Here is a 24,290-nt window from a genome sequence, read left to right on the forward strand (position 1 = left end):
AGGGTGGGAAGTTTGGCTTTGCAGTCCTTGATGCCTGCTTAGTTATAGAGAAAGCGAGAGGGTGCCGAGCAATATGATGAATAGTAGCCCTACCAATGCGATGACTATGCGGTACATGATTTTGAAAATATCCAATTCATTTATCTCCTTTAAAAAATTATTCCCACTATCGATATAACCTTTAGGGAAGCAAAACCCTGACGTCTTAGATACAAGGCAGGGAATATTTTTGTGGTGGAGTGAGGCTAAGAGGGGGCATTAGTAAGCTAGGTTGTATTGCCATACATATTTGCGGAACATTTTGTTGTAACTAGGGTGTTACCAATGGTGATTACTGCATGAGGCAAGTGATCGTGCAGATGTTATGGCTTGCGGGAGGTTTGCATCTTCTTCGGGATTAGGAGAGTTGCGTTGCGATCGGTGTTGACCTTGACCGGGGCAATGATGGGTAATTCGGTGATGAAGCGTTCTGTATATTTAGCTTGAATGACGGCAGTGATACTGACATCGTTTGCCGTATCAAATTGCGCTGTGACCGGGAGCTGGCGATAGCGCGAAAGGGTTTCTGCGATTTCTTCCAGCCCGGCTTGGTCAAATGTAATGGTGCCAAATTCAAAGCTGAATGCATCGGCTGCCGGGCGTTGCAGGCGCTTGGATTGGCCATTGAGGTTGAATTCAGCGACTTCATTGTCGCGTAGCGTCAATACATGCTCAGCGTAGCGATTTACCCCGGTGAGCTCGGTGGTGAGATATTGCTGAGGTTCTACCCGCACTACGCCATGATCCACGCTAATGCGTACTTTGCTGCTGAATTTATTGACGGCAAAACGTGTACCCAGCACGGTGATTCTGGCAAGGCCGCTATCGACGACAAACGGACGGTCAGGGTTTTTGGCAACATCAAAGCTCGCTTCGCCTTGTTTCAGGATGACGCGGCGTTCTTTGCGGGTGTAGGTAATCTCAATATCGCTATTGGCATTGACCATGAGCTTGGTGCCATCTTCCAGCACTTGGGAGCGGATTTGACCGATGGCCGTATTGGCCACCATGTGCATGGTCGGTTGGCTCTCCCAGGCTTCATAGCCGTAATAAGCGCTAATACCAGCCACGGCGAAGAACATGACGCTCAGTGTGCGGGTAATGACAGTGCGAATTTTTTTGCTGCGGTCAGTTTTCTCAATAAAGATTTTCTGCTGCATGGCACTTTCAAGGTGCAGCAGGCGATCAGGCGAATCCAGGTCTTCCCATAAAGTACATACTTCTTGATAAGCCCGCTGGTGCGCCGGATGGGAGAACAGCCACTCCTCGAAACGGCTACGCTCAGGATGCTCAATATCGGCATCCTGCATAATGACAAACCACTTGATAGCGGCCTGGCGTGCGCTGCGTTGTAAAGAGATATGGCTCATGCTGGTGAGATTAAGGTCGTGCCAATACTAGGCCAGAACGGTTAGTTGATCAGGTCCTTGGCTTCAAGCAAATCTAGCATGGCACGCATGATATGTTTTTGCACCATATTGATGGAGATGCCTAATTTCTCAGCTATGTCCTGTTGCGATAATCCCTCAATGCGGAAGAGCAAGAATACTTCCTTGCAGCGTGCTGGCATGTGGTCAATGATGTTGAGCAGGGCAGTGAGCCTCTGCTGCATGTCGATGAGGTGTTCGGCAGAGGGGGCTGCTGCTTGATTCAGTTCATGGTTTTCCCCGGTTTCTTCATCCACCAAGGGCAGAAAGCGCGATTGCTCCTGATAGCCATCAATCAGTAGGTTGCGCACAATGGTGCGCAAATAGGCATGAGGTTGCTCCAAACGGCCTGGACTGCTCGAAATGGCAAAGCGGATCAAGGCATCATGCAATACATCGCATGCGATTCGATGATAGCCCGTATGTCGATAAATGGAGGGGAGCAGATCTGAATAAGCCCATTGTAAATCGATGCCATGCCAGGTTGGATTGAGTCTCATGCTGATCTGCTCTACAAAAGATAATCTTGTGAGAATAGATAGCAATAAGCGGGCCTGATACGTCAGTTTTTTGTCAGGTTGCGATATGGCGGGGGATTGCGCCGGTATGGTGATTGTTGTTGAGCGAGGATTTGGCTGGATGTGGTGGCTGTAAACAACCAATTGGCTGTTTACAGCCACCAACTATTGAGGCTTGCCTGGTCTGATGGATGCCATGACATTGCAAAAAGCGTGGCTAAACGGGGATAATCAGGCATGAGCCTTCATTTTGAATCTATATCATTCAGCGGCGTCCAAGCTGGCAAGCGCCTCATCGTGTTGGGCGGTGTGCATGGCAATGAGCCGTGTGGCACGATGGCGATTCGCAGGGCGATCAGCGACATACAGCGTGGCGAATTGAGCTTGCTTGCTGGCAGCGTCACCTTTGTGCCTGTGTGCAACCCGCTGGCTAGGGCGCAATATACCCGGGCTGGCGAACGCAACTTAAATCGCAAGCTATTCCCGACCAAGCATCCTCAAGAGTTTGAGGATCATGTTGCCAATTGGCTGTGCCCATTGCTGGCTAATCATGATGTGCTACTGGATTTGCATTCCTTCCATACGCCAGGCGAGCCATTTGCAATGCTGGGACCCAACAATAACCAGGGTAGCCTGGAGCCTTTTGCTCATGAAGCCGAGGAGGAGGCATTGGCACGGCGACTGGGCGTCAAGCTATTTGTGGACGGCTGGTTGGATACTTATGCCAATGGGGTGGCGCACAGACAAGCCCAGGCGGCTGGTGCGGACGCCGATGTACGCTACGGCGTTGGCACCACGGAGTATATGCGTAGCCAAGGTGGCTATGGCCTGACGCTGGAATGTGGACAACATGAGGATGTGACAGCGCCAGAAGTTGCTTACCAGGCGATTGTGAATACCTTGGCATGGCTGGGACTAAGCGATCAGGCTGTTCCGCTCGAAACGCCTGGGCGTAGAACCCTGCGTTTATTCGAGGTGGTGGATCGGGATGCACCGGCAGACACATTGGCGCAGGAGTGGCGTGGTTTTGAGCGACTAGAGCCGGGTACATTGATAGGCACGCGTGGAGATGGCCGGGAAATTCGGGCGATGGAAGCTGTCTATATCGTGTTTCCCAACCCAGGGGCGGAACCAGGAAGTGAATGGTTTTACCTTGCCAGGGAAATTGACCGGGTTTAAATATGAATAACAATCAATATAGTGATGGAGAGTGAGATGAAAAAGTTTTCTGTAATTGCCATGGGTATGCTGGGCATGGGGTTGTTGTTTTCCCAGGCCGCTAGTGCAGATTGGACCTTGAATAACGATAGTTCAGTCCTGAATTTTGTATCCATCAAGAAAAACACCATTGGAGAGGCGCATCGCTTTAACCAACTGGCCGGTACCATCAGCCAGAATGGCGCATTCAAGGCAACGATTAATCTAGCAAGCGTCAATACCAATATCCCGGTGCGGGATGAGCGCATGAAGAGCATGTTGTTTGATGTTGCCTCTTTCCCCCAGGCGGATATTAGCGGTAATACCGTGAATACATTCAAGGCACCTGCCGCTGGTGAAGCCAAGATCGAGGCGGTGAAGCTGCAGCTGGTGATCAACGGTAAGACCATTCCGCTGGAAACCAGGTTGCGTGTGGTTGGGCTGGGCAAGCAGGGCTTGCTGGTCAGTACGATAGAGCCTTTGTTGCTGGATGCAGCAGCACTGGGCTACACCGAAGGTATAGACAAGCTGCGGGAGATCGCGCAACTTCCTTCTATCAGCACCGTGGTGCCTGTCACTTTTAGCTTGGTCTTTGATCACGCGCATTAACCATGACGGCAAGTCATTAAAATCAATAAGCTAGCAGACTGGCGAGGAGAGCGCTCATGGCGGATAGGAAGATCATTGCAGGAAAAGCCTGGCGGGCATTGACTAGCCTACCTTTCCTGATGCTGCTTGGTTTCTGGGTGTCTTATCTTCTATTTGGCTATTTTGCCGTCAACCCGATTGCGCAGCGTCTGTTGCCTGGGGTGGCTGAAAACAAGCTGGCCAGCCGCTTGTCAGTTGAGCGCGTCGATTTTGACCCTTTACGCCTGGCCGTGACCGTCAAGCAGTTACAGCTCACCACCCCTGAGGGTGCTTCACTGGCCAGTGTTGAGCGTTTGCATGCTGATCTTGAGTTGAGTGGCTTGTTCCGTTTTGCATGGCGGCTCAAGGATATTCACTTGGCCGCGCCTCATGTCAGCTTTGAGATATTGCCGGGTGGTGAAAGCAATTGGGCGGCATTGATTGCCAAGCTCAATGAAAAGCCGGATGAGCCGAAGAGCGAGGGCATGGCACGCTTGTTGGTTGACCATATCTTGATTGAGCGGGGCGATGTTGAGTATGTTGACCGCAATCGACCAGAAGCTTTCCGCGCAGTACTGGAACCACTGGGGCTGGAGTTGGATGGTTTTTCCACATTGCCGGAAGATCTTGGGGATTACGCTATCTTGGCTAAATTGCCTGAGCAGGGTGGCACCCTGAAATGGAAGGGCGAGTTGGGGCTCAACCCTGTGGTGTCTAGTGGAAAGTTTGAGCTGGAAGGGCTCAAGCTTGCCAAGTTACTGGCAGTGTTGCCACCCGGTGCCCTGCCGATCAAGCTAGCGTCAGGACAACTCAAGACTAAGCTGGATTACCAGTTCGCTATCGTGCAGGACAAGCCCGAGGCCACGATCAACAATTTTAGCCTGGTGCTGGATGATGCAGCAGCGACATTGCTGCAATCGCAAGCACAAGAGGGCAAGCTGGAACTGAAGCAATTGGCAGTTGAGTTGCCCAGCTTGCAGTTCAAGATGCAGGAGCAAGCACAAGTGCAGTTTGACGCACTCAAGCTCGCATTGGCAGATATCAAGCTAACGCAACATGGCAAACCTTTGCTGGCGCTGCCATCTATCACGGTGGAGCAAGTGGGGCTGGATTTGCAGGCACATCAGCTGGATATAGGCAGCTTGGCTGTGGCGCAAGGGCAAGTAAACGCGACACGGCAACGCGATGGCCATGTTAATTGGCAACAGTTACATGTGGCATCAACGCCGGATGATGGACAGCCAGAGGCAAGTGAGGATAGTGATCATGCCAGCCCTCATCCATGGAGCATTCACCTTAATCAAGCCAATATCGATGGCCTTAAGCTGGACTACACGGATGAGACTTTCAAGCAGCCTTTGCAAGTTGCAGTTGATAATTTGTCGCTCAACTTGAAGTTTGCCATTGAGCAAGGAAAAAGCCGCGTAGAGGAGATTGAGAGCAATATCGGGCCATTCTCGCTACGCTCGGGGGCTAATAGCAAACCAGTGGCTCATCTTGAACGCTTGGCTTTGCAGGGTGGGCAAGTAGATATTGCTGCGCAGAAAGCCAGCCTGCAAGCGGTGCTTTTAAAGGGGCTGGGAGCAGATGTGCTACGGGATGCCAAGCAAGTGAATTGGCAGGCCATTCTGGAGCCAGCGCAGGCCGCTGCGCAAGGCCCAGCGCATCAGGCCAAGACGGCACAAGCCAAGCCTGGTGCGGAGAAGGGCGCACCTTCCTCCTGGGCATTCGACCTCAAGCGCTTTGCGCTGGAAGATGCTGGCCTGCACTTCAACGATTCAAGCACCAAGGCCCCAGTGACGTTGGATATTGAGCAGGCTAGCCTTGAGGTCAAGGATGTCAGCCTGGATACTAAGCGGGCGCTGCCTGTGAGTGTTGCTTTCAAGGTCAAGCAAGGTGGTAATTTCAGTGCCAGTGGCAAGCTGGCACCGGAGCCTATGAGCGGAGATATCAATCTTAAGCTTGCGGCTTTCTCGCTCAAGCCTTTTGCACCTTACGTTAATCAGTTCGCTATGCTCAAGTTGAACAATGGCGCGGTGAGTACGCAAGGCAAGCTTAACCTTAAGCAGAGTAAGCAACTGGCTATGCAATATCAGGGTGGCTTCAGTGTTGATCAGCTCGATATCGTGGAAGAGGACACCGGGCAGGCGTTCTTGGGGTGGCGCAGCCTTTCCACCAACAGCCTCAAGCTGGCCTTGGCACCGGATAGCCTGCATATTGGCGAACTCAAGGTGAACCAGCCGCGTGGCAAGTTCATTATTTATGAAGATCGCAGCTTGAATGTTCAACGTATTCTGCGGGAGCAGCCAACTGCCACAGCGCAGGCTACGCCGGTGCAAGCCCCAACAAAAGCTGCTGATCCCTTCCCAGTCGCTATTGAGCGCATTCGCATTGACAATGCCAATCTAGAGTTTGCCGATTTGTCGCTTACTCCGCAGTTTGGCACGCATATCAACACCTTGTCTGGTGTCATCAATGGTATGTCCACCATGCCCACTACGACGGCGCAAGTCGAACTGGATGGCAAGGTGGATGATTACGGGTCTGCGCGGATTCGCGGCTCCCTGCAGCCATTCCAGGCGACAGAGTTCACTGATCTCAAGCTGATATTCCGCAACCTGGAAATGAATCGCCTGACGCCATATTCAGGCAAGTTTGCTGGTCGTCGCATCGATTCAGGCAGGTTGTCGGTGGACCTTGAATACAAGATCAAGAATCGCCAATTGGCCGGGGCAAACAAATTTATCGTCAACAAGCTCAAGCTGGGCGAGAAAGTGGCGAGTGAAGATGCCGTAAACCTGCCGCTCGATTTGGCGATTGCGCTGCTGGAGGATAGTAACGGCGTCATTGATCTTGATCTGCCTGTCGCAGGCAGCCTGGATGATCCTGAATTCAGCTATGGCAAGATTGTGTGGAAGGCCATCGTCAATGTGCTGGGTAAGCTGGTGACTTCACCGTTCCGTGCGTTAGGCAACTTGCTCGGTATTAGCTCGGACAAGCTGGAAGCGTTGATGTTTGATCCTGGTAGCGCTGAACTTGTACCGCCAGAACAGGAAAAGCTCAAGGTCATTAGCGAGGCCTTGGCCAAGCGGCCTGCATTAGTATTGCAAGTGGCTCCAGTGCTGGATGACAAGGCCGATGGTCGTGCCTTGCAGGTGCAGTTTGTACGTAACCAGGTCGCGGCGAAAATGGGTATCCAGCTACAACCTGGTGAAAAGCCTGGGCCAGTGGATACTCATAATAAAAAGGTACGCTCAGCACTGGATAAGCTTGGCAAGGAGCAGTTGACGCCTGAGGCTCGTGATGGCATCAAACAGGAGAAAGATGAAGCTGCTTATTATGAAAAATTGCTAGATGCCCTCAACAAGCAAGCCAAGTTGGAGCCATCGTGGCTGGAGGCGCTGGCAAATGAGCGTCAGGAAGCTGTGCGGCGCTATCTACTGGAGACATTGTCCTTGGATGCTGGCAAAGTGCAGGTGAAGCCTTTGAATCGAATCTCGACGGATGAAAATGAGGTCAAGATGCCGCTGGAGCTCGGCGTGGAGCGGAAGGAGTAACACTGCGCTAGCAATGGCACTTCTTCGCGATCATGTGGTCATATCAGGGTAATAAGTAGTTTGGCTAGCAATGCTTTTTTGAATATCAACTTCGAATATCAACCAAGTGGAGATCATCATGAAAGTAGATATCTATAAGAGTGCAACCAGTAGCAATAAATATATCTCGGTGAGGGCAGGGGCTGATGTTTCCAAGGTGGATGTGTCAGACCCGGATTATGCCAAGTTGATTCACCAGACTTCGGATGTCGAGGTGAACAAAGAGGATAGGCACCAAGACTACGATGCCAGCCTGATTATCAAGGATATTGAGCAGCATGGTTATCATCTGCATCATGTGAAGAGGAATTTCAATTGATCAAATAAAAAGAGCGGTTAACCGCTCTTTTTATTTGATGTACTTCATCGCTATTTACAGCTCGCCAAAATCCGGGCTCTGCATTTCTGTCTGCGAGAAAAAATGCCCCAGTTTATCGCGCTTGGTCAGTAGGTATTGCAGGTTATCCTGGTTAGGCTGGATCACCAGTGGAATACGTTCATGAATGGTCAGTCCAGCTTGTTGCAGGCTGGATACCTTCTCCGGGTTATTGGTGAGTAGGCGCAATGAGTGCACGCCCAGATCCTTGAGGATATCTACGGCAGCCGTATAGCTACGCTGATCAATCGGTAGACCCAGATGTAGGTTGGCATCGACAGTATCCAACCCTTGGTCTTGCAGGGCATAGGCGTGAATCTTGTTGGCAAGGCCGATGCCGCGGCCTTCATGTCCCTTAAGATAAAGCAGAACGCCTTGTCCTGCTTCTGCAATCATGCTTTGTGCCAGCACCAATTGCTCGCCGCAATCACAACGATTAGAAGAGAAAATATCGCCCGTCAGGCATTCTGAATGCACCCGCACCATGACCTTGTCATTATTAAGCACATGGCCTGCCACCAATGCGACATGTTCTTGGCCGCTTTGTATATCGTGATAGACATGGATGATGAATTGACCGTACTTGGTAGGCAGGGTAGATGAAGAAATTTTACTGATCGTGCTCATGTCGAGTAGTGCTATGGTTGAATGCAGCTGCAAAATGCAGATAGGCAGATTAAAGTAAATCAGCCCTTGATGCTACCGTTTTATTGGGTGCCGCCGTGCTGTGATGATGCAACGGCGGCTCATCGTCAATATCCAGGCTTTATTTCAGTGCTGAAATTGCGCCCATCTTGATCAGCCTTGCACGCACGATATTGCGGCTGACTCCCAGCAAGCGTGCTGTTTGCACTTGGTTGTTGTGGCAATAGTGATAGGCCGTGCGCACGACAGTATCTTCTATATGTTCGTAAAGCGTTTCGTGTCCAGCTTCAAACAGCTGGTGCAAGGCATGTTGCAGCGAGTCGCTACCACCATGGCCATCATGTTCATGGCGGCTGCGGTGGAATAATTGCATGGACGATAGTTGCAAGTCCTCGTTACGCAGGCGGTTGCCCTTGCAAATCAGCAGTGCATGATGAATTGCATTTTCTAGTTCGCGGATATTGCCAGGCCATGCGTGTGCAAGGAGTTTGCGTTTTGCATCCTCGTCGATTTCCACTTCGCCGTAGCCGAGGCGACGGCGGTATTCGCTCACAAAATATTGCGCCAAGGGCAGAATATCGCCGGGACGGTCACGCAGGGTAGGAATTTCCAGATGTGCGACGCGCAGGCGGTAGAACAAGTCTTCGCGGAAATGCCCGGCTAATACCGCTTCCTCCAGACGCACATTGGTCGCCGCAACCAGGCGTACATCTATTGGCGTCGGCTTGCGTGCGCCTAAACGCACGACTTCACGCTCCTGCAATACGCGCAGTAATTTGACCTGGATGCTCAAGGGCAAGTCACCAATCTCATCAAGGAAGATGGTGCCGCCATTGGCAGCCTCGAACCAGCCTGTCTTGGCAGAGAATGCGCCGGTGAATGCGCCTTTTTCATGTCCAAATAGTTCACTTTCTACCAGTGTCTCGGAGAAGGCGCCGCAATTGACGGCGACGAAAGGCTTGCCCTTGCGATGGCTGAGATCGTGCACGTGGCGGGCGATAAGTTCCTTGCCTGTACCGGTTTCTCCGATGATCAGCACATTGGCATCGCTAGGTGCTATTTGCTGAATGCGGGCAAGAAGCGCTAGCGATTTTGGGTCTTCAAACACCTGGGCTGTAGCACGTATTGAGGTGCTGAGCGACTGGGAATTGGGTAGGGTTAACAAATTCATGTCGTCCTCTTTCGAGTAAATGCTGTCAAATTCGCGATGGGTCAGTCCCATATAGTCGTTGTCCAGTAAGTTCATGAGTAGAATGTCGGCGTCGGGTACTGTTGCTTCAGTGCCCATTCGCCTAGCTCCTTGATTTTGTAATCGAGAGGGTCGTGCAATGTGTGGGTGCGCAGGTTGCGCCAGTGCCGGTCTAGCCTTAGGCCAGCATGGGTGGCGCGCGAGCCAGCCACCTCGAACATACGACTGGTAATGTCTAGCCCGATGCGTGTGGCAATAATCTTGGCTGAGGTAATGTCGATAGCGACTTCACCGCGTTCCGCCTCTGTCAATTGCTCTTGCTTACTCCATGCCTCGTCAAATTTGCGGGCGGCGATGTCTGTAAGCACACGTGCGCTTTGCAGGCTTGCCCAGAATTCGCCGTAATGTGCGAGGATGTAAGGATCGTCTGCCGGGTACTCTTGTCCAGAACGGTGCCAAGGTCTTGCTTCATTGAGTGTGTAGTGGCGCGCATCGTTGAAAGCACCTTCCGCAATGCCAAGGTAGATATTGGTAAGGATTAACTGGGCGAGTAACGGGCGTAGGCAAGAGAACGGTGTACTAAGCGGCCCAGGGTCAGCCAAAATATCGCTAGCCTCGACACGTACTTTCTCGAAATTGACGCTGCCGCTATCGGTCTGGCGTTGACCGATATTATGCCAATCCTGCAATACGCTGATTCCCGTCCTGCCTGTAGGCAAGGCTGCAACGACCAGCTCGCGTGTATCCTGGGCATAGGCAGACACAATCAACATTTCTGAATCTAGCGCGCCAGAGCAAAAACTTTTCTTGCCGGAAAACTCATACCAGTGACCTACCTGCCGGCTGATCGTGCGTTCGTCCAGTGGATTAAGCGCATTGCCCCAAAACCAGTTCAGGCGTGCGGTATGCTCAAACCACGGCTGCCATTGATTGGGGCGGGCGAATAGCCTGACGGTTGCCAGCATGAGGTGATGAAAGGCAAACACATGTGCAATAGAGCTATCTACCTGGGCAAACTCTCGCACGACTTGCATGACATCCTGCCAGTTGGCCCCGAGGCCTCCTTCATGCTCTGGGATGGATAAGGCGAGCAGACCACTATGACGAATCAGGTCGCGCTCGGCTTTCGGTGTGCCACCTGCTTCATCACGCTCCACAGCTGTCAGGCTGAATTCGGCCACCAGCGCTTGCGTAATATCCCGAATAGATAGCGCTTGCGACTCTTCGATATTGCCCTGCCGTTTGATATTTGAAATAGCCAAAAGTTATATCCGTAAGTTAATTAATAAGGATATAGCAGCTATCGTGCCAAAATTCAGCGCACGCGGCTGACCTACTTACTGGTGCCTGGGAAGCAGCCTGCCAGGCCAATCAGGGCTTGGTGTTGAGGGATAGGTGTTGCCATCTGTATTCTTAACTGTTGCTGCATAATCAGCACTGTTGCGATATTTTGCAGAGGCTGTGTGCTGGTATATCAGCAATTGAGCAGTTTATTGCTGATTAAGCAGCAGTTATTAAAATGTGGTTTTTATAAGTGTTTAAAAAACATTCACTTAGCGGATGGCATGGAGCTTGCTGAATCTGGGTATTGGTTTTTTTGATGCGTTTACTCAGACAAGGACAGTAAGATGGATATTTTCTGGTTTCTTCCTACTCATGGCGATAGCCGCTATTTGGGCACGAGCCATGGTGGTCGCGCCGTCAGCCACCATTACCTCAAACAGGTGGCCCAGGCGGCGGATGAGCTTGGTTTCAAGGGCGTGCTGATCCCGACCGGACGTTCGTGTGAGGACTCCTGGGTAGTGGCATCATCGCTGGTCAATTTCACCAAGCGGCTCAAATTCCTCGTGGCTATCCGGCCTGGCACAATTTCTCCGACGGTGTCTGCCCGTATGGCCGCAACATTGGACCGTATTGCGGATGGCCGTTTGCTGATCAATGTCGTGAGCGGAGGCGATCCGGATGAGCAGCATGGTGATGGTAGCTTTCTTAGCCACGAGGAGCGTTATGCTGAGGCTGATGAGTTCCTCAAGATTTGGCGTGGCGTTGCTGCTGGCGAGTCTGTTGATTTTGAAGGAGAGTATTACAAGGTCAAGAATGCCAAGAATATGTATCCCCCAGTGCAAAAGCCTTATCCACCATTATTTTTTGGTGGCTCATCGCCTGAGGCTGTGGAGCTGGCGGCAGAACAGATTGATGTTTACCTCACCTGGGGAGAGCCGTTGCAAGCGGTGAAAGAAAAGATAGAAATCGTCAAGGCCCGGGCTGCTGCACATGGGCGTACGCTCAAGTTCGGCATTCGCATGCATGTGATTGTGCGTGAAACGAGCGAGCAGGCCTGGCAGGCTGCGGATGAGTTGATTTCGCATGTTACCGATGAGACCATTGCTGCGGCGCAGAAGGCATTCTCACGCTTCGATTCGGAAGGCCAGCGTCGCATGTCCTCCCTGCATGGTGGGCGACGCGATAAGCTGGTCGTGGCTCCCAACCTTTGGGCCGGGGTTGGCCTGGTGCGGGGTGGTGCTGGTACTGCACTGGTGGGTAGCCCGCAAGAGGTGGCAGATCGCATCCAGGAGTATGCCGCACTGGGGATAGACTATTTCATCTTCTCGGGCTATCCGCATCTTGAGGAAGCTTATCGCGTGGCTGAATTGTTATTCCCCTTACTGCCCATCGACCAGCAGCGTGCGCTGGGCAGTATTAACCTGACTGGCCCATTCGGTGAGATGGTCGCGAACGATATCGTGCCCCCGCCAGCCGCAGGTAAGCTAACGGCAGTCAAATAGGAGCAAAGTCTTGAATCAAATTGAAGCATTATCCTTGGCAGAGATTAGGCCAGCTGAGCCTATTGATCCCAAAACTGTGGCCCAGGCGTTGGCGAGCGAATTTGCCAAGACAGCTGTCACCAGGGATCAATTAGGCGGCACACCGAAAGTCGAGCGTGACCAGATTCGTGCCAGTGGGCTACTGGGGCTTATCATTCCTGCGGATTTGGGCGGCCTGGGCGCGAGCTGGGTTGATACCCTTGATATCGTACGCAGCTTTGCTCGTGTGGATAGCTCAATCGCCCAAGTGTTTGCCTTTCAGCACCTCATGCTGGCCACCGTCAGGTTATTTGGTACCGAGGCACAATGGCAGCCTTGGTTCCGCCAAACCGCGGAAAATAACTGGTTCTGGGGCAATGCGCTTAATCCGCTGGATACGCGCACCGCGAGCAACATTGAGGCTAGGCAGCGCGAGTTCCACGGCAAGAAGAGCTTTTGCTCTGGTGCTACCGATTCCGACATGCTGATTGCCTCGGCCATTGATGCTTCCACACAAAAGCTATTGATTGCAGCTATTCCTACCTCACGTTCAGGCATCATCCTGCATCAGGACTGGGATAATATCGGTCAGCGCCAGACGGACAGTGGTAGTGCAGATTTCGAGCATGTGCGCGTGGAGGAGGCGGAGCTATTAACGCAGCCCGGCCCACTCAGCACGCCGTTTGCTTGCCTGCGACCACTGATCGCTCAATTAATTTTCTCGAATATTTATCTTGGTATTGCCGAAGGTGCGCTGGCAGAGGCGCGGCAATATACCCTGCAGCAATCGCGCGTCTGGTCTGGATCATTGGCGGATGATATTCGCTCTGAGCCTTATACCTTGCTGCATTACGGTGAATTTTGGGTGCAGCTTGAAGGTGCGAAGCTGTTGACCGAGCGTGCCGCTGAACTGCTGGATGATGCGTGGAATAAGGGCGAAGTGCTGACCGCAGAAGAGCGAGGTAAAGTAGCGGTGGCGGTGACAGCAGCCAAGGTTGCCACCACCAAGGCAGGGCTGGACATTACCCAGCGCATGTTTGAGGTGACAGGTGCGCGTGCGACCACGGCAGCGTTGCGTCTAGATCGCTTCTGGCGCAACTTGCGGGTATACACTTTGCATGATCCGGTGGATTTCAAGTTACGCGAGTTAGGTGATTGGGCGTTGAACCAGCAATATCCTAAACCTTCATTTTATTCATGAAGTTAATTTAATAATTAATTGATTTAAATAAATAAAAAATCCCGGATTTCCGGGATTTTTTATTTTGCTAATCAGATACATCAAGAGGCTAGGGTACGTCATGCATCTTGATGTGGCTTGTATTTACACCTGTGCCAAGGCTTGTTCCAGATCGGCAATCAGGTCATCAATATGCTCAATACCCACTGACAAGCGCACCATGTCTACACTCACGCCGGCATTGGCGAGCTCTGCCTCGCTGAGTTGGCGGTGGGTGGTAGTAGCTGGATGACAAGCCAGGCTTTTGGCATCGCCGATATTGACCAGGCGAGTGAAGAGTTGCAAGGCATCAATAAAGCGTGTGCCACCTTCGCGGCCATCTTGCACGCCAAAAGAGAGAATGCCGGAAGCCTGGCCCTTGAGATAGCGTTGTACCAATGCGTGCTCAGGATGATCTGGCAATCCGGCATATTTCACCCATTTTACCTTGGGGTGCTGCTTGAGGTATTGCGCAACCTTGAGGGCATTTTCGCTATGGCGCTCTATGCGTAAAGGCAAGGTTTCCAGCCCTTGCAGCAGTAGGAAGGCGTTGAAGGGACTCAAGGCAGCGCCAGTGTTGCGGAGTGGCACAACACGTGAGCGGGCGATGAAGGCCGCAGCCCCCAAAGCCTCAACGTAATTTACACCGTGATAGCTGGGGTCTGGTGTATTGAGGCTGGGGAAGCGCTCTTTATGCTCGCCCCAAGGGAAACGTCCACTATCAATAATGGCTCCTCCAATGGAGTTGCCATGACCACCGATATACTTGGTGAGCGAATGTACGACGATATCTACACCATAATCAAACGGGCGACATAACAGTGGGGTTGCTACCGTGTTGTCAACGATGACAGGGACGCCATGAGCATGGGCGATGCTGCTGATGGTCTCCAGGTCGACCACGTTGCCAAGTGGATTGCCTATGGTTTCGGCAAATACCAGTTTGGTGCGGCAGTCGATCAGTTTCGCCAGGCTGGCTGGGTCACGATAATCGAAAAAGCGCACTTCTATCCCTTGCTTGGGCAATGTATGGGCAAACAGGTTGTAGGTGCCGCCATACAGCGTCGACACGGAGACGATGTTATCACCGGCCTCGGCAATGGTCTGGATGGCATAAGTAATGGCGGACATACCTGAGGCGAGTGCCAAAGCGCCTATGCCGCCTTCGAGTTGGGCCAGTCTTTCTTCCAGCACTGCATTGGTAGGGTTCATGATGCGGGTGTAGATGTTGCCCTGGACTTTCAGGTCGAACAGGTCTGCACCATGCTGGGTGTTATCAAAAGCGTATGAAGACGTCTGATAGATAGGCACCGCAACTGCCTTGGTTGTGGGGTCGGGTTTATACCCTGCGTGTATGGCCAATGTTTCTGGTTTCATGCGTGATTCTCCTCTTTCCCGTGTGGCGAGATGCCTGATGCTGGCTCAATGATAAAGGCATCATCTGCCTGAGTTTATCATTGAGCTAAGTGTTTATATCCAGGGGTGTCTGGGCGGATTGACCTCATTCAGATAGTAGTTGCCAATGGCATGAAATTTCCAGCGCACCGGGTCATGCAGGGTATGGGTGCGGGCATTACGCCAATGACGGTCAAGATTATAGTCTTCCAGCGTGGAGCGTGTGCCCGAAAGCTCAAACAGTTTATTGCTGGCCAATAGCGCAATTTCCGTGGTGAGCACTTTTGCTTCTGCAACAGCAATGGAGGCTGCCGCTACATGACTTTCTGTGGCATCTGCCGCAGCGATTTGAATCTTATCTGCCGCCCGCTCCAGGATTGCGATTGCCGCATTGAGACGTAGCTTGATATCACCTACCTGCTGAATGGTATAAGGATCTTCGCTGGCATGCTGGCTGTGTTTATCATCAATCCATGGGCGTGCATGCTGGCGGATATACTGGATAGTCGCCTCTACCGCACCTTCGGCAATGCCGGCATCGACGGCGGCCTGAATAAACTGGGAAACTGGGCCACCGACAGTAGGCCGTGCAAAAGCCTGGTAGATAGGAACAACATGCTCTTGCGGTACCTTTACCTGATCAATGATAACCGTGCCACTGGCAGTCGTGCGTTGCCCAAAGCTTGACCAATCATTGATGACTTGCAAGCCGGGAGTGCCTTGCTCAGCTAGTGCCAGATGTGGCAGTCCTGTAGCATCAACAGTCACAATCGGGATCCAGTGCGCGAGCAAAGCGCCCGTGGAAAAGAATTTGGTACCGTTGACGACATACCCAGTGCCATCAGGTGTGATCCTAGTCTCAAACTCAGCAACGGTGCGGCTGCCTTTTTCCGAGAATGCATTGCCAAAGCGCGCGCCTTTGAGAACCAGCTCCAGGAAGAATTGTTTTTGTGTTTCGCTGGCATCGAGTACCAGATGTTCGACCACGACAAAATGGTTCTGCGGTAATTGACCCAAGGATGGATCAACGGCTGAAATGATACGGATGACTTCGCCCAAGGTGCGGTAAGACACTTCAGCACCGCCGTATTGTCTAGGTACTGTGATTGCCCAAAGGCCGCTTTGAGAGAAGGCATCTAGCTCTGCGATGGGCAATTTTCTGTGCTTGTCGCGCTCGGCAGCTCCTTGGCGGAACTGTTCTGCTAGGCGATGTGCTACATCAATGGCTTCAGCATCGCTGCTGATACGGTGTGCCACAGTAGTCAGCTGGGGTTTTTCAAGCGTATGTTGACTCATGTTGTGATTCCTCCTAAAAGCGATAGCCGACATTCAATGTGTAAACGATAGGGTTGATGCTGACATCTCCAGCATCCAGGCCGTTGATTTTGACTTTGGTATTGATGCGTGCGTAACGGATATCTGCGCCTATGGTCCAATGATTGTCCAGGGCATAGTCCAGACCTGCTTGCAGAGCAGGCCCCCAAGAGTCGCCCAGCTTTAGCTTGGCGCCATTGTCTAATTTCTCATCCAAAAAGGTGGTGTAGTTGAGGCCCAGGCCCACATATGGCCGTAGTGTTGCTTCTGGTCTGAAGTGATATTGCAGGCTCAGAATGGGAGGCAGGTGCTTAGCTTCACCGGCACGGCTGCCATTGACATCAATCTGGTGCTTGAATGCCAGGCCACCTAGCAGATCGATTGCCCAATGCGGGGTGATGAAGTAAGCGATGTTGACGGTGGGGCCTACACGGTTACTGAGGGTGACATCAGCGGTATTATCGAGAATAGAGCCGTTGTTCGACTTGGGGGCAATCAGTGAAATGCCGGCTCGCGCTTGCCACGGAGACAAAGCCTCAGTATCTGCTGCCGCTGCAACTGGAAGCAGCAGGCTTGTGAATAACATGGTCAGAGGGAAAAATTGCTGAGACATTAAGATTCCTTTTGTAAATTATCGAGATAATCGCAAAAGTGCCAGCCATTGGTAGAGGTGTTGCACTTAGCTAAGGGTGTTATTACATATTGCGTGCCAATCTTATGTTGCTGATTTTCATTGATTTTGTTTTATCCATACTGTTGTTGTGAGGACTATTGTGCTGATGAGCTGCTGAAAAATCACTCAGTATCACTTGGATGCGATGACCCTATAAAAAAAGCGGTGCCCAGATAGGCACCGCTTTTTTGCTGGCAAAACAGATCGGGGTTATATCCAGGGATGGCGTGGTGGCTTGACGTTATTCAGCACGTAATTGCCTACGGCATAATATTTCCAGCGCACCGGGTCATGCAGGGTGTGGGTGCGGGCATTACGCCAATGACGATCCAGGTTGAATTGGCCAAGGGTAGAGCGCGTACCTGCCAATTCAAATAACTTGCTGCCCGCCAGCAAGGCGGTTTCGGTGCTGAGTACCTTGGCTTCTGCCACGGCAATCGACGCTGCCGCTACCGTATCTTCATTCGGATCGCGTTGTGCGATATCCAGAAATTCTCCCGAGCGGTGTAGCAAGGCATCTGTGGCATGCACGCGGATTTGGAGATCGCCAATATCCTTGATGCTCAGCGGATCTTCGTAACCATGCTCCAGGTTGCTATCAATCCAGGGGCGGGTATGGTTGCGTACAAAATGAATGGTGTCACGCAACGCAGCACGTGCAATGCCAGTATCCACGGCAGCCTGGATAATTTGTGCCACGGGGCCCATGCTGGTGGGGCGGTCAAATGCCAGGTGGTGAGGCAGCACGTATTCGCTAGGGATAAAAATGTTTTCAAGAATCGTTGTGCCGCTGGCGGTAGTGCGCTGACCAAAGCTGGACCAATCATCAATGATCGTGAGGCCTGGGGTACCTTTTTTTACAAAGGCGACAATGGTGTCATCAGCCTCATTTTTTGCTACCACTGGCACCCAGTCTGCCAGCAAGGCGCCGGAAGAGTAAAACTTCTTGCCTGAGAGCAGGTAGCCGCCCTCGGTGGGGGTGATGCGGGTTTGCACATCATTGACGCTCTTTGTGCCAATTTCAGAGAAGGCGTTGCCGAAGCGCACGCCCTTGAGTACCAGGTCAAAGAAGAACTTTTTTTGGAACTCAGTACCATCCAGGCGTATGCCTTCCACCATATAGAGATGATTTTGTGGAATCTGCCCGATGCTGGGGTCTGCCTCTGCAATGATGGCAATGACTTCTGCTAGCGTGGCATTCGATACAAACGCACCGCCGTATTCACGTGGCACGGTGATACCCCATAAGCCACTTTGGGAAAACAGATCCAGCTCTGGCGCAGGCAAGCGGCGTTCGGCATCGCGAGTGGCGGCTTCCTTGGCAATTGCTGCGGCGACCCAATGGGCAACCTCAATCGCCTCGGCATCGCTTTTGATGATGTGGGCTGCGGGGCGGGGCAACTGTTGTTGTTCAGCATCCTCAATGAGTACAGATGTCGCTGTCATGAATAACCTTTCTTAATGAGCAATCAATATGGGTAGGGATGCAATCATCCTCACGGATGAATTGCATGTTGTGTGCCATGTTGTTAACTAATTGATATTCATTGGTTTAGTTATTTATTTCGGTGCGTTCTGTTACTACTGAAGCAAAGAATTGCTGAATGGCTGCTGATTAATCAGCAACGCATGGTGCTGTGCATGAGGGTGAGGGTGGGGAAATCTTGCTTGAACTGCTGATTAATCAGCAGATGTTCAGCATCCAGCACGGATAGCAACAGTCATTAGGCATGCTTATTTTCATTAAGCTAATGATATTTAATGATTTTATGTGTTGGCATGCTTGCTGCTATCTACTTATTGTTATTTGCATTCGATGAATTCGGTGCATTTTGGAATAAGTGGATAGGAGTCGGCATGAGCCAAAAATTGAAGCTGGTGGCGGTATCAGGGAGTCTGGGAAAGTCATCTCGCACGACAACCTTGTTAAAAGCGATCGTCGCCGAGTTGCAAGACAAGTTATCGCTGGATGTGCATCTGATTGAGTTGTATCAACTCGGACCGTTGCTTGGTAGCAGCCTGAGTCGCCTTGATCTACCCAAGGCTGCAGTGGATGAAGTGCTCCAGATTGAGGAGGCTGACATTCTGGTGGTCGCCACGCCGGTTTATCGTGCATCTGTCACAGGCCTATTCAAGCATTTGTTTGACTTTGTTGGCCATGAAGCCTTGATCAATACCCCGGTTTTTCTTGCAGCCACTGGCGGAAGTGATCGGCACGCATTGGTGATCGATCACCAGTTGCGCCCTTTGTTCAGCTTTTTCCAGGCATTGACCTTGCCATTGGGTGTGTATGGCAGCGAACAGGATTTTAATGAGCTGGATCTAGGCGGGTTTGCGATTGCCAGTGAATCATTGCAAGCGCGAATTGCGCTTGCTGTTGAGCGGGCTTTGCCATCATTGCAGGCACTGGATGCTGCAAAATCAGCGACAGAAAAGGCCAGGGCATGAGTGTGGTTACCCAAGCGATTCAACCGCAGGCCATACGTTTACACACTCAGCAACAGCCTGAAGCACTGTTGCGCGTGAATGATATTGAGGTCATTTACGATGGCGCCATCCTGGCGGTGAGCGGTGTTTCGCTAGCTGTGCCGCAGGGCAGCATCGTTGCCTTGCTGGGTGCCAACGGTGCTGGGAAAAGCACCACCCTCAAGGCGATCTCAGGCCTGGTGCGGGCAGGCCGTGCAGCTCTCAGTCGCGGCAGCATCCATTTTAAAGGGCAGCCAAGCACTGATACTTCCGCCAATCTGCTGGTTCAGCAGGGGATCGTTCACGTGCTGGAAGGTCGACATGTATTTCCTCATCTCACTGTGGAGGAAAACCTGATCAGTGGCGGTTTTGTACGCCGCCCCGGCAGGCAGGCACTGCAAACCGGCCTGGAGCGTATTTATGCCTGGTTTCCGCGGCTGAAGGAAAAACGCAAGGTGCAGGCTGGCTATACGTCAGGCGGCGAGCAGCAAATGGTAGCCATTGGCCGTGCCCTGATGACCAATCCCTCTCTTGTTTTGCTGGATGAACCCTCCATGGGGCTGGCCCCGCTGATCGTGCAGGAAATCTTCGATATCGTCAGCCAGTTGAATGCCAGTGAAAACGTCAGCTTCTTGATCGCCGAGCAAAACATCCCGGTAGCGCTCAAGCACGCTCATTACGGCTATGTGCTTGAAACCGGCAAGGTGGTGCTGTCTGGAAGTGCTGAACAGTTGCTGCAGGATAGTGCCTTGCAGGATGCCTATCTGGGTAAGAGGCAATGAGGGCTGGTGGTCAATACAGCAGTAATAACAAGGCCTGCGTGGCAGGCAGGTCAATGACTTAATTGAAAGGATGAATCATGAGTAGCAAGAAAGACGATATCAAGTTTGCCTATTGGGTGCCCAATGTCAGTGGTGGCCTGGTTGTGAGCAAGATCGAGCAGCGCACTAGCTGGGATATTGTTTACAACATCAAGCTGGCGCAATTGGCGGAGCAGAATGGTTTTGAATATGCCCTGAGCCAGATTCGCTTTACCGCGGGTTATGGTGCTGAGTTTCAGCATGAGCCTGTCGCATTTTCCCATGCCTTGCTGGCAGCCACGACCAAGCTCAAAGTGATTGCCGCCATTCTCCCTGGCCCATGGAACCCGGCGGTTGCAGCCAAACAGTTGGCAACGATAGATCAACTGACCAAGGGCCGCGTTGCCATCAATGTGGTCTCTGGTTGGTTCAAGGGGGAGTTTCAGGCGATTGGCGAGCCATGGTTGGAGCATGATGAGCGCTATCGCCGCTCAGAGGAGTTTATCCGTGCGCTGAAGGGAATCTGGACGACGGACAACTTCACCTTCAAGGGTGATTTCTATCGCTTTCATGATTACACCCTGAAACCCAAGCCTTACAACACCAATCCGCATCCGGAGATTTTCCAGGGGGGCAGCTCTCGTGCCGCACGCGACATGGCATCCAGAGTATCTGACTGGTATTTCACCAATGGCAACACGGTAGAAGGCATCAAGGCCCAAGTGGATGACATCCGCGCCAAGGCGGCTGCCAATGGTCATCAGGTCAAGGTGGGTGTCAATGCTTTCATCATTGCACGCGATACAGAAGAAGAAGCCCGTGCGGTGCTGAAGGAAATCATCGACAAGGCAGACCCAGAAGCCGTCAATGCCTTTGGTGATGCTGCCAAGCAGGCAGGCAAGGCCAGCCCTGAAGGTGAAGGCAATTGGGCAAAATCGACTTTTGAAGATTTGGTGCAGTACAACGATGGTTTCAAGACCAACTTGATTGGCACGCCACAGCAAATTGCAGAGCGCATCGTTGCGCTGAAGGCCGTGGGTGTTGACCTGGTGCTATCTGCCTTCCTGCATTTCCATGAGGAAGTTGCTTATTTCGGTGAAAAAGTCTTGCCGCTGGTGCGTGAGCTGGAACAAAAACAGGTCGCATTGGCTGCGTGAAGCAAGGAATGCATATGGCAAGCAATACCTTACCGCACTGGCTGATTCAGCATGCGACCACGCAGCCACACCGTGTGGCATTGCGTTACAAGCAATTGGGCATCTGGCATGAGCAGCACTGGAAATCGCTGCATGAAGAAGTGGCGCAATTAGTGGCAGTGCTAGGCCAGATCGGGTTTGAGCGTGGCAACACGCTGGTATTGCTGACGCACCCACGGCGAGAAGCTTTGCTGCTCTCGATTGCGGCGCAATGGTTGGGCGGCATAGCCGCGCCATTGGATCCATCGATGGACGAGGTGGCGCTGGCCTTGCTGCTGGCGCACCTGGCACCCGCATTTGTATTTGCCGAGGGTCAACAGCAGGTGGAACAAACCTTGGCCAGTAGTCCTCAAGGTGTGCGTGTGATTTATGCCGAGGCGCGCGGCCTTGCAGGGCAGCAACAGCCGGCATTGCGCCACTATCCATCGTTGCTGACAGGGGGCAATTCGATAGCGCGTGAACCTGTGTCAGAGGCTGGGCAGGCTGCGTTTGCGCTATATCGTGTTAACGGCGAGCGCAGCGTGCAGGTGGAGCATTTTCGCCACGATGATCTGTTGGAAGAAGGGCGCCTATTGGTATTGACTGAGCGCCTTGGACGTGCGGAAGAGGCCTTTGTTGCACGCGTGTTTGCCACCAGTGGCCATCTGCGTTACTTATTGTCGCCATGGCTAACGGCGGGTTTTACGCTCAATTTCCCCGAGAGCATCGTCACACGCGATGCTGATCGGCGTGAGCTTGGGCCTACCTTGGTTGTTGGCACGCGAGAAACCTATCTCAGGCTTGAGGCCATGATCAGGGAGCGCCTGCCACTGCCAGATAGTTGGTTTGGTCGGGTAGTGACTTATGCCTTGCATCGAGATAGGACGGCGTTGCAGGGTTTCCTCGGGTATTGGCTGGTAAAGCGCCCCTTGCGAGATGTCATCGGCTTTAGCCGCATCAGGGTGCCATTGCTGATCGGCCCGGCCTTGACGGCAGATTCAGTGGCCTTCTTCAAGAGTTTGGATATCCATATCCGCACTTGGGATAAGGTTGCCAACTGGCGTACCTTGCCGACAACGACCACCAGGCAAATCCCCACCGCGCACGATGACCTGGCAAGCACAAGCCGGAGAGCATCCTGATGGTAGCCCCTTTGCTTGAGTTGCAGGATATTTCCCTTTCTTTCAAGGGTGTTAAGGCGATCAGCGATATTAGCTTTGCTGTGAAACAAGGCGAGATATGCGCATTGATTGGCCCGAATGGCGCGGGAAAAAGCTCTTTGCTTAACATCATTAATGGTGTTTACCAGCCTGACATCGGCTATATCCATTTCAATGGCGCAAGTCATCGCAAGATGCGTGCGAATCTTGCTGCAACGCAAGGGATTGCACGTACTTTCCAGAATATTGCCTTGTTCAAGAGCATGACGGTGCTCGATAACGTATTGACCGGCCGCAATCTACAAGTGAAAAGCGGTTGGCTGGAGCAGGCTCTGCGGATTGGCCGTGCAATCACGGACGAAAGCGTGCAGCGGCGCAAGGCAGAGGAAGTGATTGATTTTCTGCGTATCAATCAGTGGCGCAACAGCATTGTGAGCACATTGCCTTATGGCTTGCAGAAACGCGTAGAGCTTGCTCGTGCCTTGGCCTCGGAGCCGAAGTTACTGCTCCTGGATGAGCCCATGGCAGGCATGAACAGCGAAGAAAAAGCAGAGATGAGCGGTTTTATTCTGGATACCCAGCGCGAGTTCGGTACTACGGTGGTGTTGATTGAGCACGACATTGGGGTCGTGATGGAGCTGTCTGATCATGTGGTGGTGCTTGATTATGGCAAGAAAGTGGGCGATGGCACGCCAGATGAAGTGCGCCGCAACCCCGATGTGATTGCAGCTTATCTTGGTGTAAAGCATTAAAAGTAATTTTTAAGAGAATGAATACATGGATTTTTTTCTTGAAGTTTTTGCGGGTGGGTTGCTAGCTGGATTAATGTATTCGTTGATCGCGATCGGCTTCGTGTTGATTTACAAGGCCTCAGGTGTATTCAACTTTGCCCAGGGCGCCATGGTGTTGTTTGCGGCGCTGACTTTCGTCAGCCTGCTGGAACGTGGGGTACCTTTCTGGGCGAGCTTCGCCATCACGTTGCTGGCGATGATCGTATTGGCGTGGGGTATTGAACGCGTGATGCTGCGCCCCTTGGTGAATAAGCCACCGATGACGTTGTTCATGGCTACTTTGGGACTGAGCTACATCATCGAAGGGCTGGCTCAATTTCTTTGGGGAGCGCAGGTTCATGGCCTGGAGTTAGGCGTCAGTGATGAGCCGTTGGAGTTTGCTGGTTTGCTGCTTTCCCAGTTTGATCTGTTTGCGGCAGCAACCGCTGGTGTGTTGGTACTGTTGCTATCTCTATTGTTCAACAAGACCAGAATAGGCATTTCCCTGCGTGCCGTGGCCGATGATCAACTGGCAGCGCTTTCGGTGGGTATCAGGTTGCAGAAAATATGGATGATCGTCTGGTCGGTCGCCGGTTTTGTTGGGCTGGTGGCAGGCCTGCTATGGGGCGCACGCCTGGGCGTTCAGTTTTCACTATCGCTGATTGTGCTCAAAGCCTTGCCTGTGTTGATTATCGGTGGCTTTACCTCGATTGGTGGCGCCATCGTGGGCGGCCTCATTATCGGTGCATCGGAAAAGCTGGCCGAGGTGTATCTGGGCCCCGTGATCGGTGGCGGCATAGAAAACTGGTTTCCTTATGTGCTGGCATTGTTGTTCCTGTTGATCAGGCCTGCGGGTATTTTTGGCGAACGTGCCATAGAGAGGGTATAGAAATGAAAATG

General features: G+C 52.2%; 21 protein-coding genes. 12 read left to right on the forward strand and 9 right to left on the reverse strand.

Annotated elements, in window-relative coordinates:
- Positions 1–362 precede the first annotated feature (362 nt).
- Positions 363–1,409, reverse strand: a complete 1,047-nt coding sequence (locus ACIKP9_RS02735; protein WP_400878983.1) for a FecR family protein — start codon at positions 1,407–1,409, stop codon at positions 363–365.
- 41 nt (positions 1,410–1,450) lie between these two features.
- Positions 1,451–1,966, reverse strand: coding sequence for an RNA polymerase sigma factor (locus ACIKP9_RS02740; RefSeq protein ID WP_400878986.1), 516 nt, complete (start codon positions 1,964–1,966; stop codon positions 1,451–1,453).
- 255 nt (positions 1,967–2,221) lie between these two features.
- On the opposite strand from ACIKP9_RS02740, the gene ACIKP9_RS02745 reads away from it, so the two are divergent.
- The 4 genes from ACIKP9_RS02745 to ACIKP9_RS02760 all read left to right on the forward strand — a co-directional run bounded on the left by ACIKP9_RS02745 (position 2,222) and on the right by ACIKP9_RS02760 (position 7,723).
- The gene (locus ACIKP9_RS02745) at positions 2,222–3,163 is read left to right on the forward strand and encodes a M14 family metallopeptidase (RefSeq protein WP_400878989.1); all 942 of its coding nucleotides are present in this window, start codon (positions 2,222–2,224) and stop codon (positions 3,161–3,163) included.
- A gap of 36 nt (positions 3,164–3,199) precedes the next feature.
- Positions 3,200–3,790: a YceI family protein gene (locus tag ACIKP9_RS02750; RefSeq protein ID WP_400878992.1), complete on the forward strand. Its 591-nt coding sequence runs from the start codon at positions 3,200–3,202 to the stop codon at positions 3,788–3,790.
- 56 nt (positions 3,791–3,846) lie between these two features.
- Positions 3,847–7,365, forward strand: coding sequence for a DUF748 domain-containing protein (locus tag ACIKP9_RS02755; protein ID WP_400878995.1), 3,519 nt, complete (start codon positions 3,847–3,849; stop codon positions 7,363–7,365).
- A gap of 118 nt (positions 7,366–7,483) precedes the next feature.
- Complete coding sequence (locus ACIKP9_RS02760) at positions 7,484–7,723, forward strand: hypothetical protein (RefSeq protein ID WP_230347134.1); 240 nt, start codon at positions 7,484–7,486, stop codon at positions 7,721–7,723.
- Between the two features lie 54 nt (positions 7,724–7,777).
- Here ACIKP9_RS02760 and ribA read toward each other — a convergent pair whose 3' ends face one another.
- The 3 genes from ribA to ACIKP9_RS02775 form a co-directional block, all read right to left on the reverse strand.
- On the reverse strand, positions 7,778–8,407 hold the full coding sequence (gene ribA, locus ACIKP9_RS02765; RefSeq protein WP_400878999.1) for a GTP cyclohydrolase II: 630 nt from the start codon (positions 8,405–8,407) through the stop codon (positions 7,778–7,780).
- A gap of 139 nt (positions 8,408–8,546) precedes the next feature.
- Entirely contained in the window at positions 8,547–9,596 is a 1,050-nt protein-coding gene (locus tag ACIKP9_RS02770; RefSeq protein WP_230348037.1) for a sigma-54 interaction domain-containing protein, read from the reverse strand.
- A 71-nt stretch (positions 9,597–9,667) separates the two neighbouring features.
- The gene (locus tag ACIKP9_RS02775; protein WP_400881832.1) at positions 9,668–10,870 is read right to left on the reverse strand and encodes an acyl-CoA dehydrogenase family protein; all 1,203 of its coding nucleotides are present in this window, start codon (positions 10,868–10,870) and stop codon (positions 9,668–9,670) included.
- A gap of 372 nt (positions 10,871–11,242) precedes the next feature.
- Between ACIKP9_RS02775 and ssuD the strand changes: the two genes are divergently transcribed.
- Together ssuD and ACIKP9_RS02785 are read left to right on the forward strand one after the other, a co-directional pair.
- On the forward strand, positions 11,243–12,400 hold the full coding sequence (gene ssuD / locus ACIKP9_RS02780; protein ID WP_400879002.1) for an FMNH2-dependent alkanesulfonate monooxygenase: 1,158 nt from the start codon (positions 11,243–11,245) through the stop codon (positions 12,398–12,400).
- A 19-nt stretch (positions 12,401–12,419) separates the two neighbouring features.
- Positions 12,420–13,619, forward strand: coding sequence for an acyl-CoA dehydrogenase family protein (locus ACIKP9_RS02785; protein ID WP_400881834.1), 1,200 nt, complete (start codon positions 12,420–12,422; stop codon positions 13,617–13,619).
- A gap of 123 nt (positions 13,620–13,742) precedes the next feature.
- Here the strand turns inward: ACIKP9_RS02785 and ACIKP9_RS02790 are convergent, their stop codons facing one another.
- The 4 genes from ACIKP9_RS02790 to ACIKP9_RS02805 all read right to left on the reverse strand — a co-directional run bounded on the left by ACIKP9_RS02790 (position 13,743) and on the right by ACIKP9_RS02805 (position 18,465).
- Positions 13,743–15,014, reverse strand: a complete 1,272-nt coding sequence (locus ACIKP9_RS02790) for an O-acetylhomoserine aminocarboxypropyltransferase/cysteine synthase family protein (protein WP_400879005.1) — start codon at positions 15,012–15,014, stop codon at positions 13,743–13,745.
- Between the two features lie 93 nt (positions 15,015–15,107).
- The gene (locus ACIKP9_RS02795; protein WP_400879008.1) at positions 15,108–16,328 is read right to left on the reverse strand and encodes an SfnB family sulfur acquisition oxidoreductase; all 1,221 of its coding nucleotides are present in this window, start codon (positions 16,326–16,328) and stop codon (positions 15,108–15,110) included.
- Positions 16,329–16,341: 13 nt separating this feature from the next.
- Positions 16,342–16,959 carry an OmpW/AlkL family protein gene (locus ACIKP9_RS02800; protein ID WP_400879011.1) on the reverse strand — a complete coding sequence of 206 codons (618 nt, stop codon included), beginning with the start codon at positions 16,957–16,959 and terminating at the stop codon, positions 16,342–16,344.
- Between the two features lie 270 nt (positions 16,960–17,229).
- A complete protein-coding gene (locus ACIKP9_RS02805; RefSeq protein WP_400879014.1) occupies positions 17,230–18,465 on the reverse strand; it encodes an SfnB family sulfur acquisition oxidoreductase in 1,236 nt (411 codons plus the stop codon).
- A gap of 411 nt (positions 18,466–18,876) precedes the next feature.
- Between ACIKP9_RS02805 and msuE the strand changes: the two genes are divergently transcribed.
- The 6 genes from msuE to ACIKP9_RS02835 all read left to right on the forward strand — a co-directional run bounded on the left by msuE (position 18,877) and on the right by ACIKP9_RS02835 (position 24,279).
- Entirely contained in the window at positions 18,877–19,467 is a 591-nt protein-coding gene (gene msuE, locus ACIKP9_RS02810; RefSeq protein ID WP_400879017.1) for an FMN reductase, read from the forward strand.
- On the forward strand, positions 19,464–20,267 hold the full coding sequence (locus tag ACIKP9_RS02815; protein ID WP_449815536.1) for an ABC transporter ATP-binding protein: 804 nt from the start codon (positions 19,464–19,466) through the stop codon (positions 20,265–20,267). Before msuE ends, ACIKP9_RS02815 begins: the two co-directional genes overlap by 4 nt.
- Positions 20,268–20,344: 77 nt before the next feature.
- Positions 20,345–21,442 carry a dimethylsulfone monooxygenase SfnG gene (sfnG, locus tag ACIKP9_RS02820; RefSeq protein ID WP_400879020.1) on the forward strand — a complete coding sequence of 366 codons (1,098 nt, stop codon included), beginning with the start codon at positions 20,345–20,347 and terminating at the stop codon, positions 21,440–21,442.
- Positions 21,443–21,456: 14 nt separating this feature from the next.
- Positions 21,457–22,602, forward strand: a complete 1,146-nt coding sequence (locus tag ACIKP9_RS02825) for an AMP-binding protein (protein ID WP_400879023.1) — start codon at positions 21,457–21,459, stop codon at positions 22,600–22,602.
- Positions 22,602–23,372: an ABC transporter ATP-binding protein gene (locus tag ACIKP9_RS02830; protein WP_400879025.1), complete on the forward strand. Its 771-nt coding sequence runs from the start codon at positions 22,602–22,604 to the stop codon at positions 23,370–23,372. Before ACIKP9_RS02825 ends, ACIKP9_RS02830 begins: the two co-directional genes overlap by 1 nt.
- Positions 23,373–23,397: 25 nt before the next feature.
- A complete protein-coding gene (locus ACIKP9_RS02835; RefSeq protein WP_400879028.1) occupies positions 23,398–24,279 on the forward strand; it encodes a branched-chain amino acid ABC transporter permease in 882 nt (293 codons plus the stop codon).
- Positions 24,280–24,290: the final 11 nt, after the last annotated feature.

The sequence above is a fragment of the Methylobacillus methanolivorans genome (assembly GCF_044751345.1).
GTDB lineage: Bacteria > Pseudomonadota > Gammaproteobacteria > Burkholderiales > Methylophilaceae > Methylobacillus > Methylobacillus methanolivorans.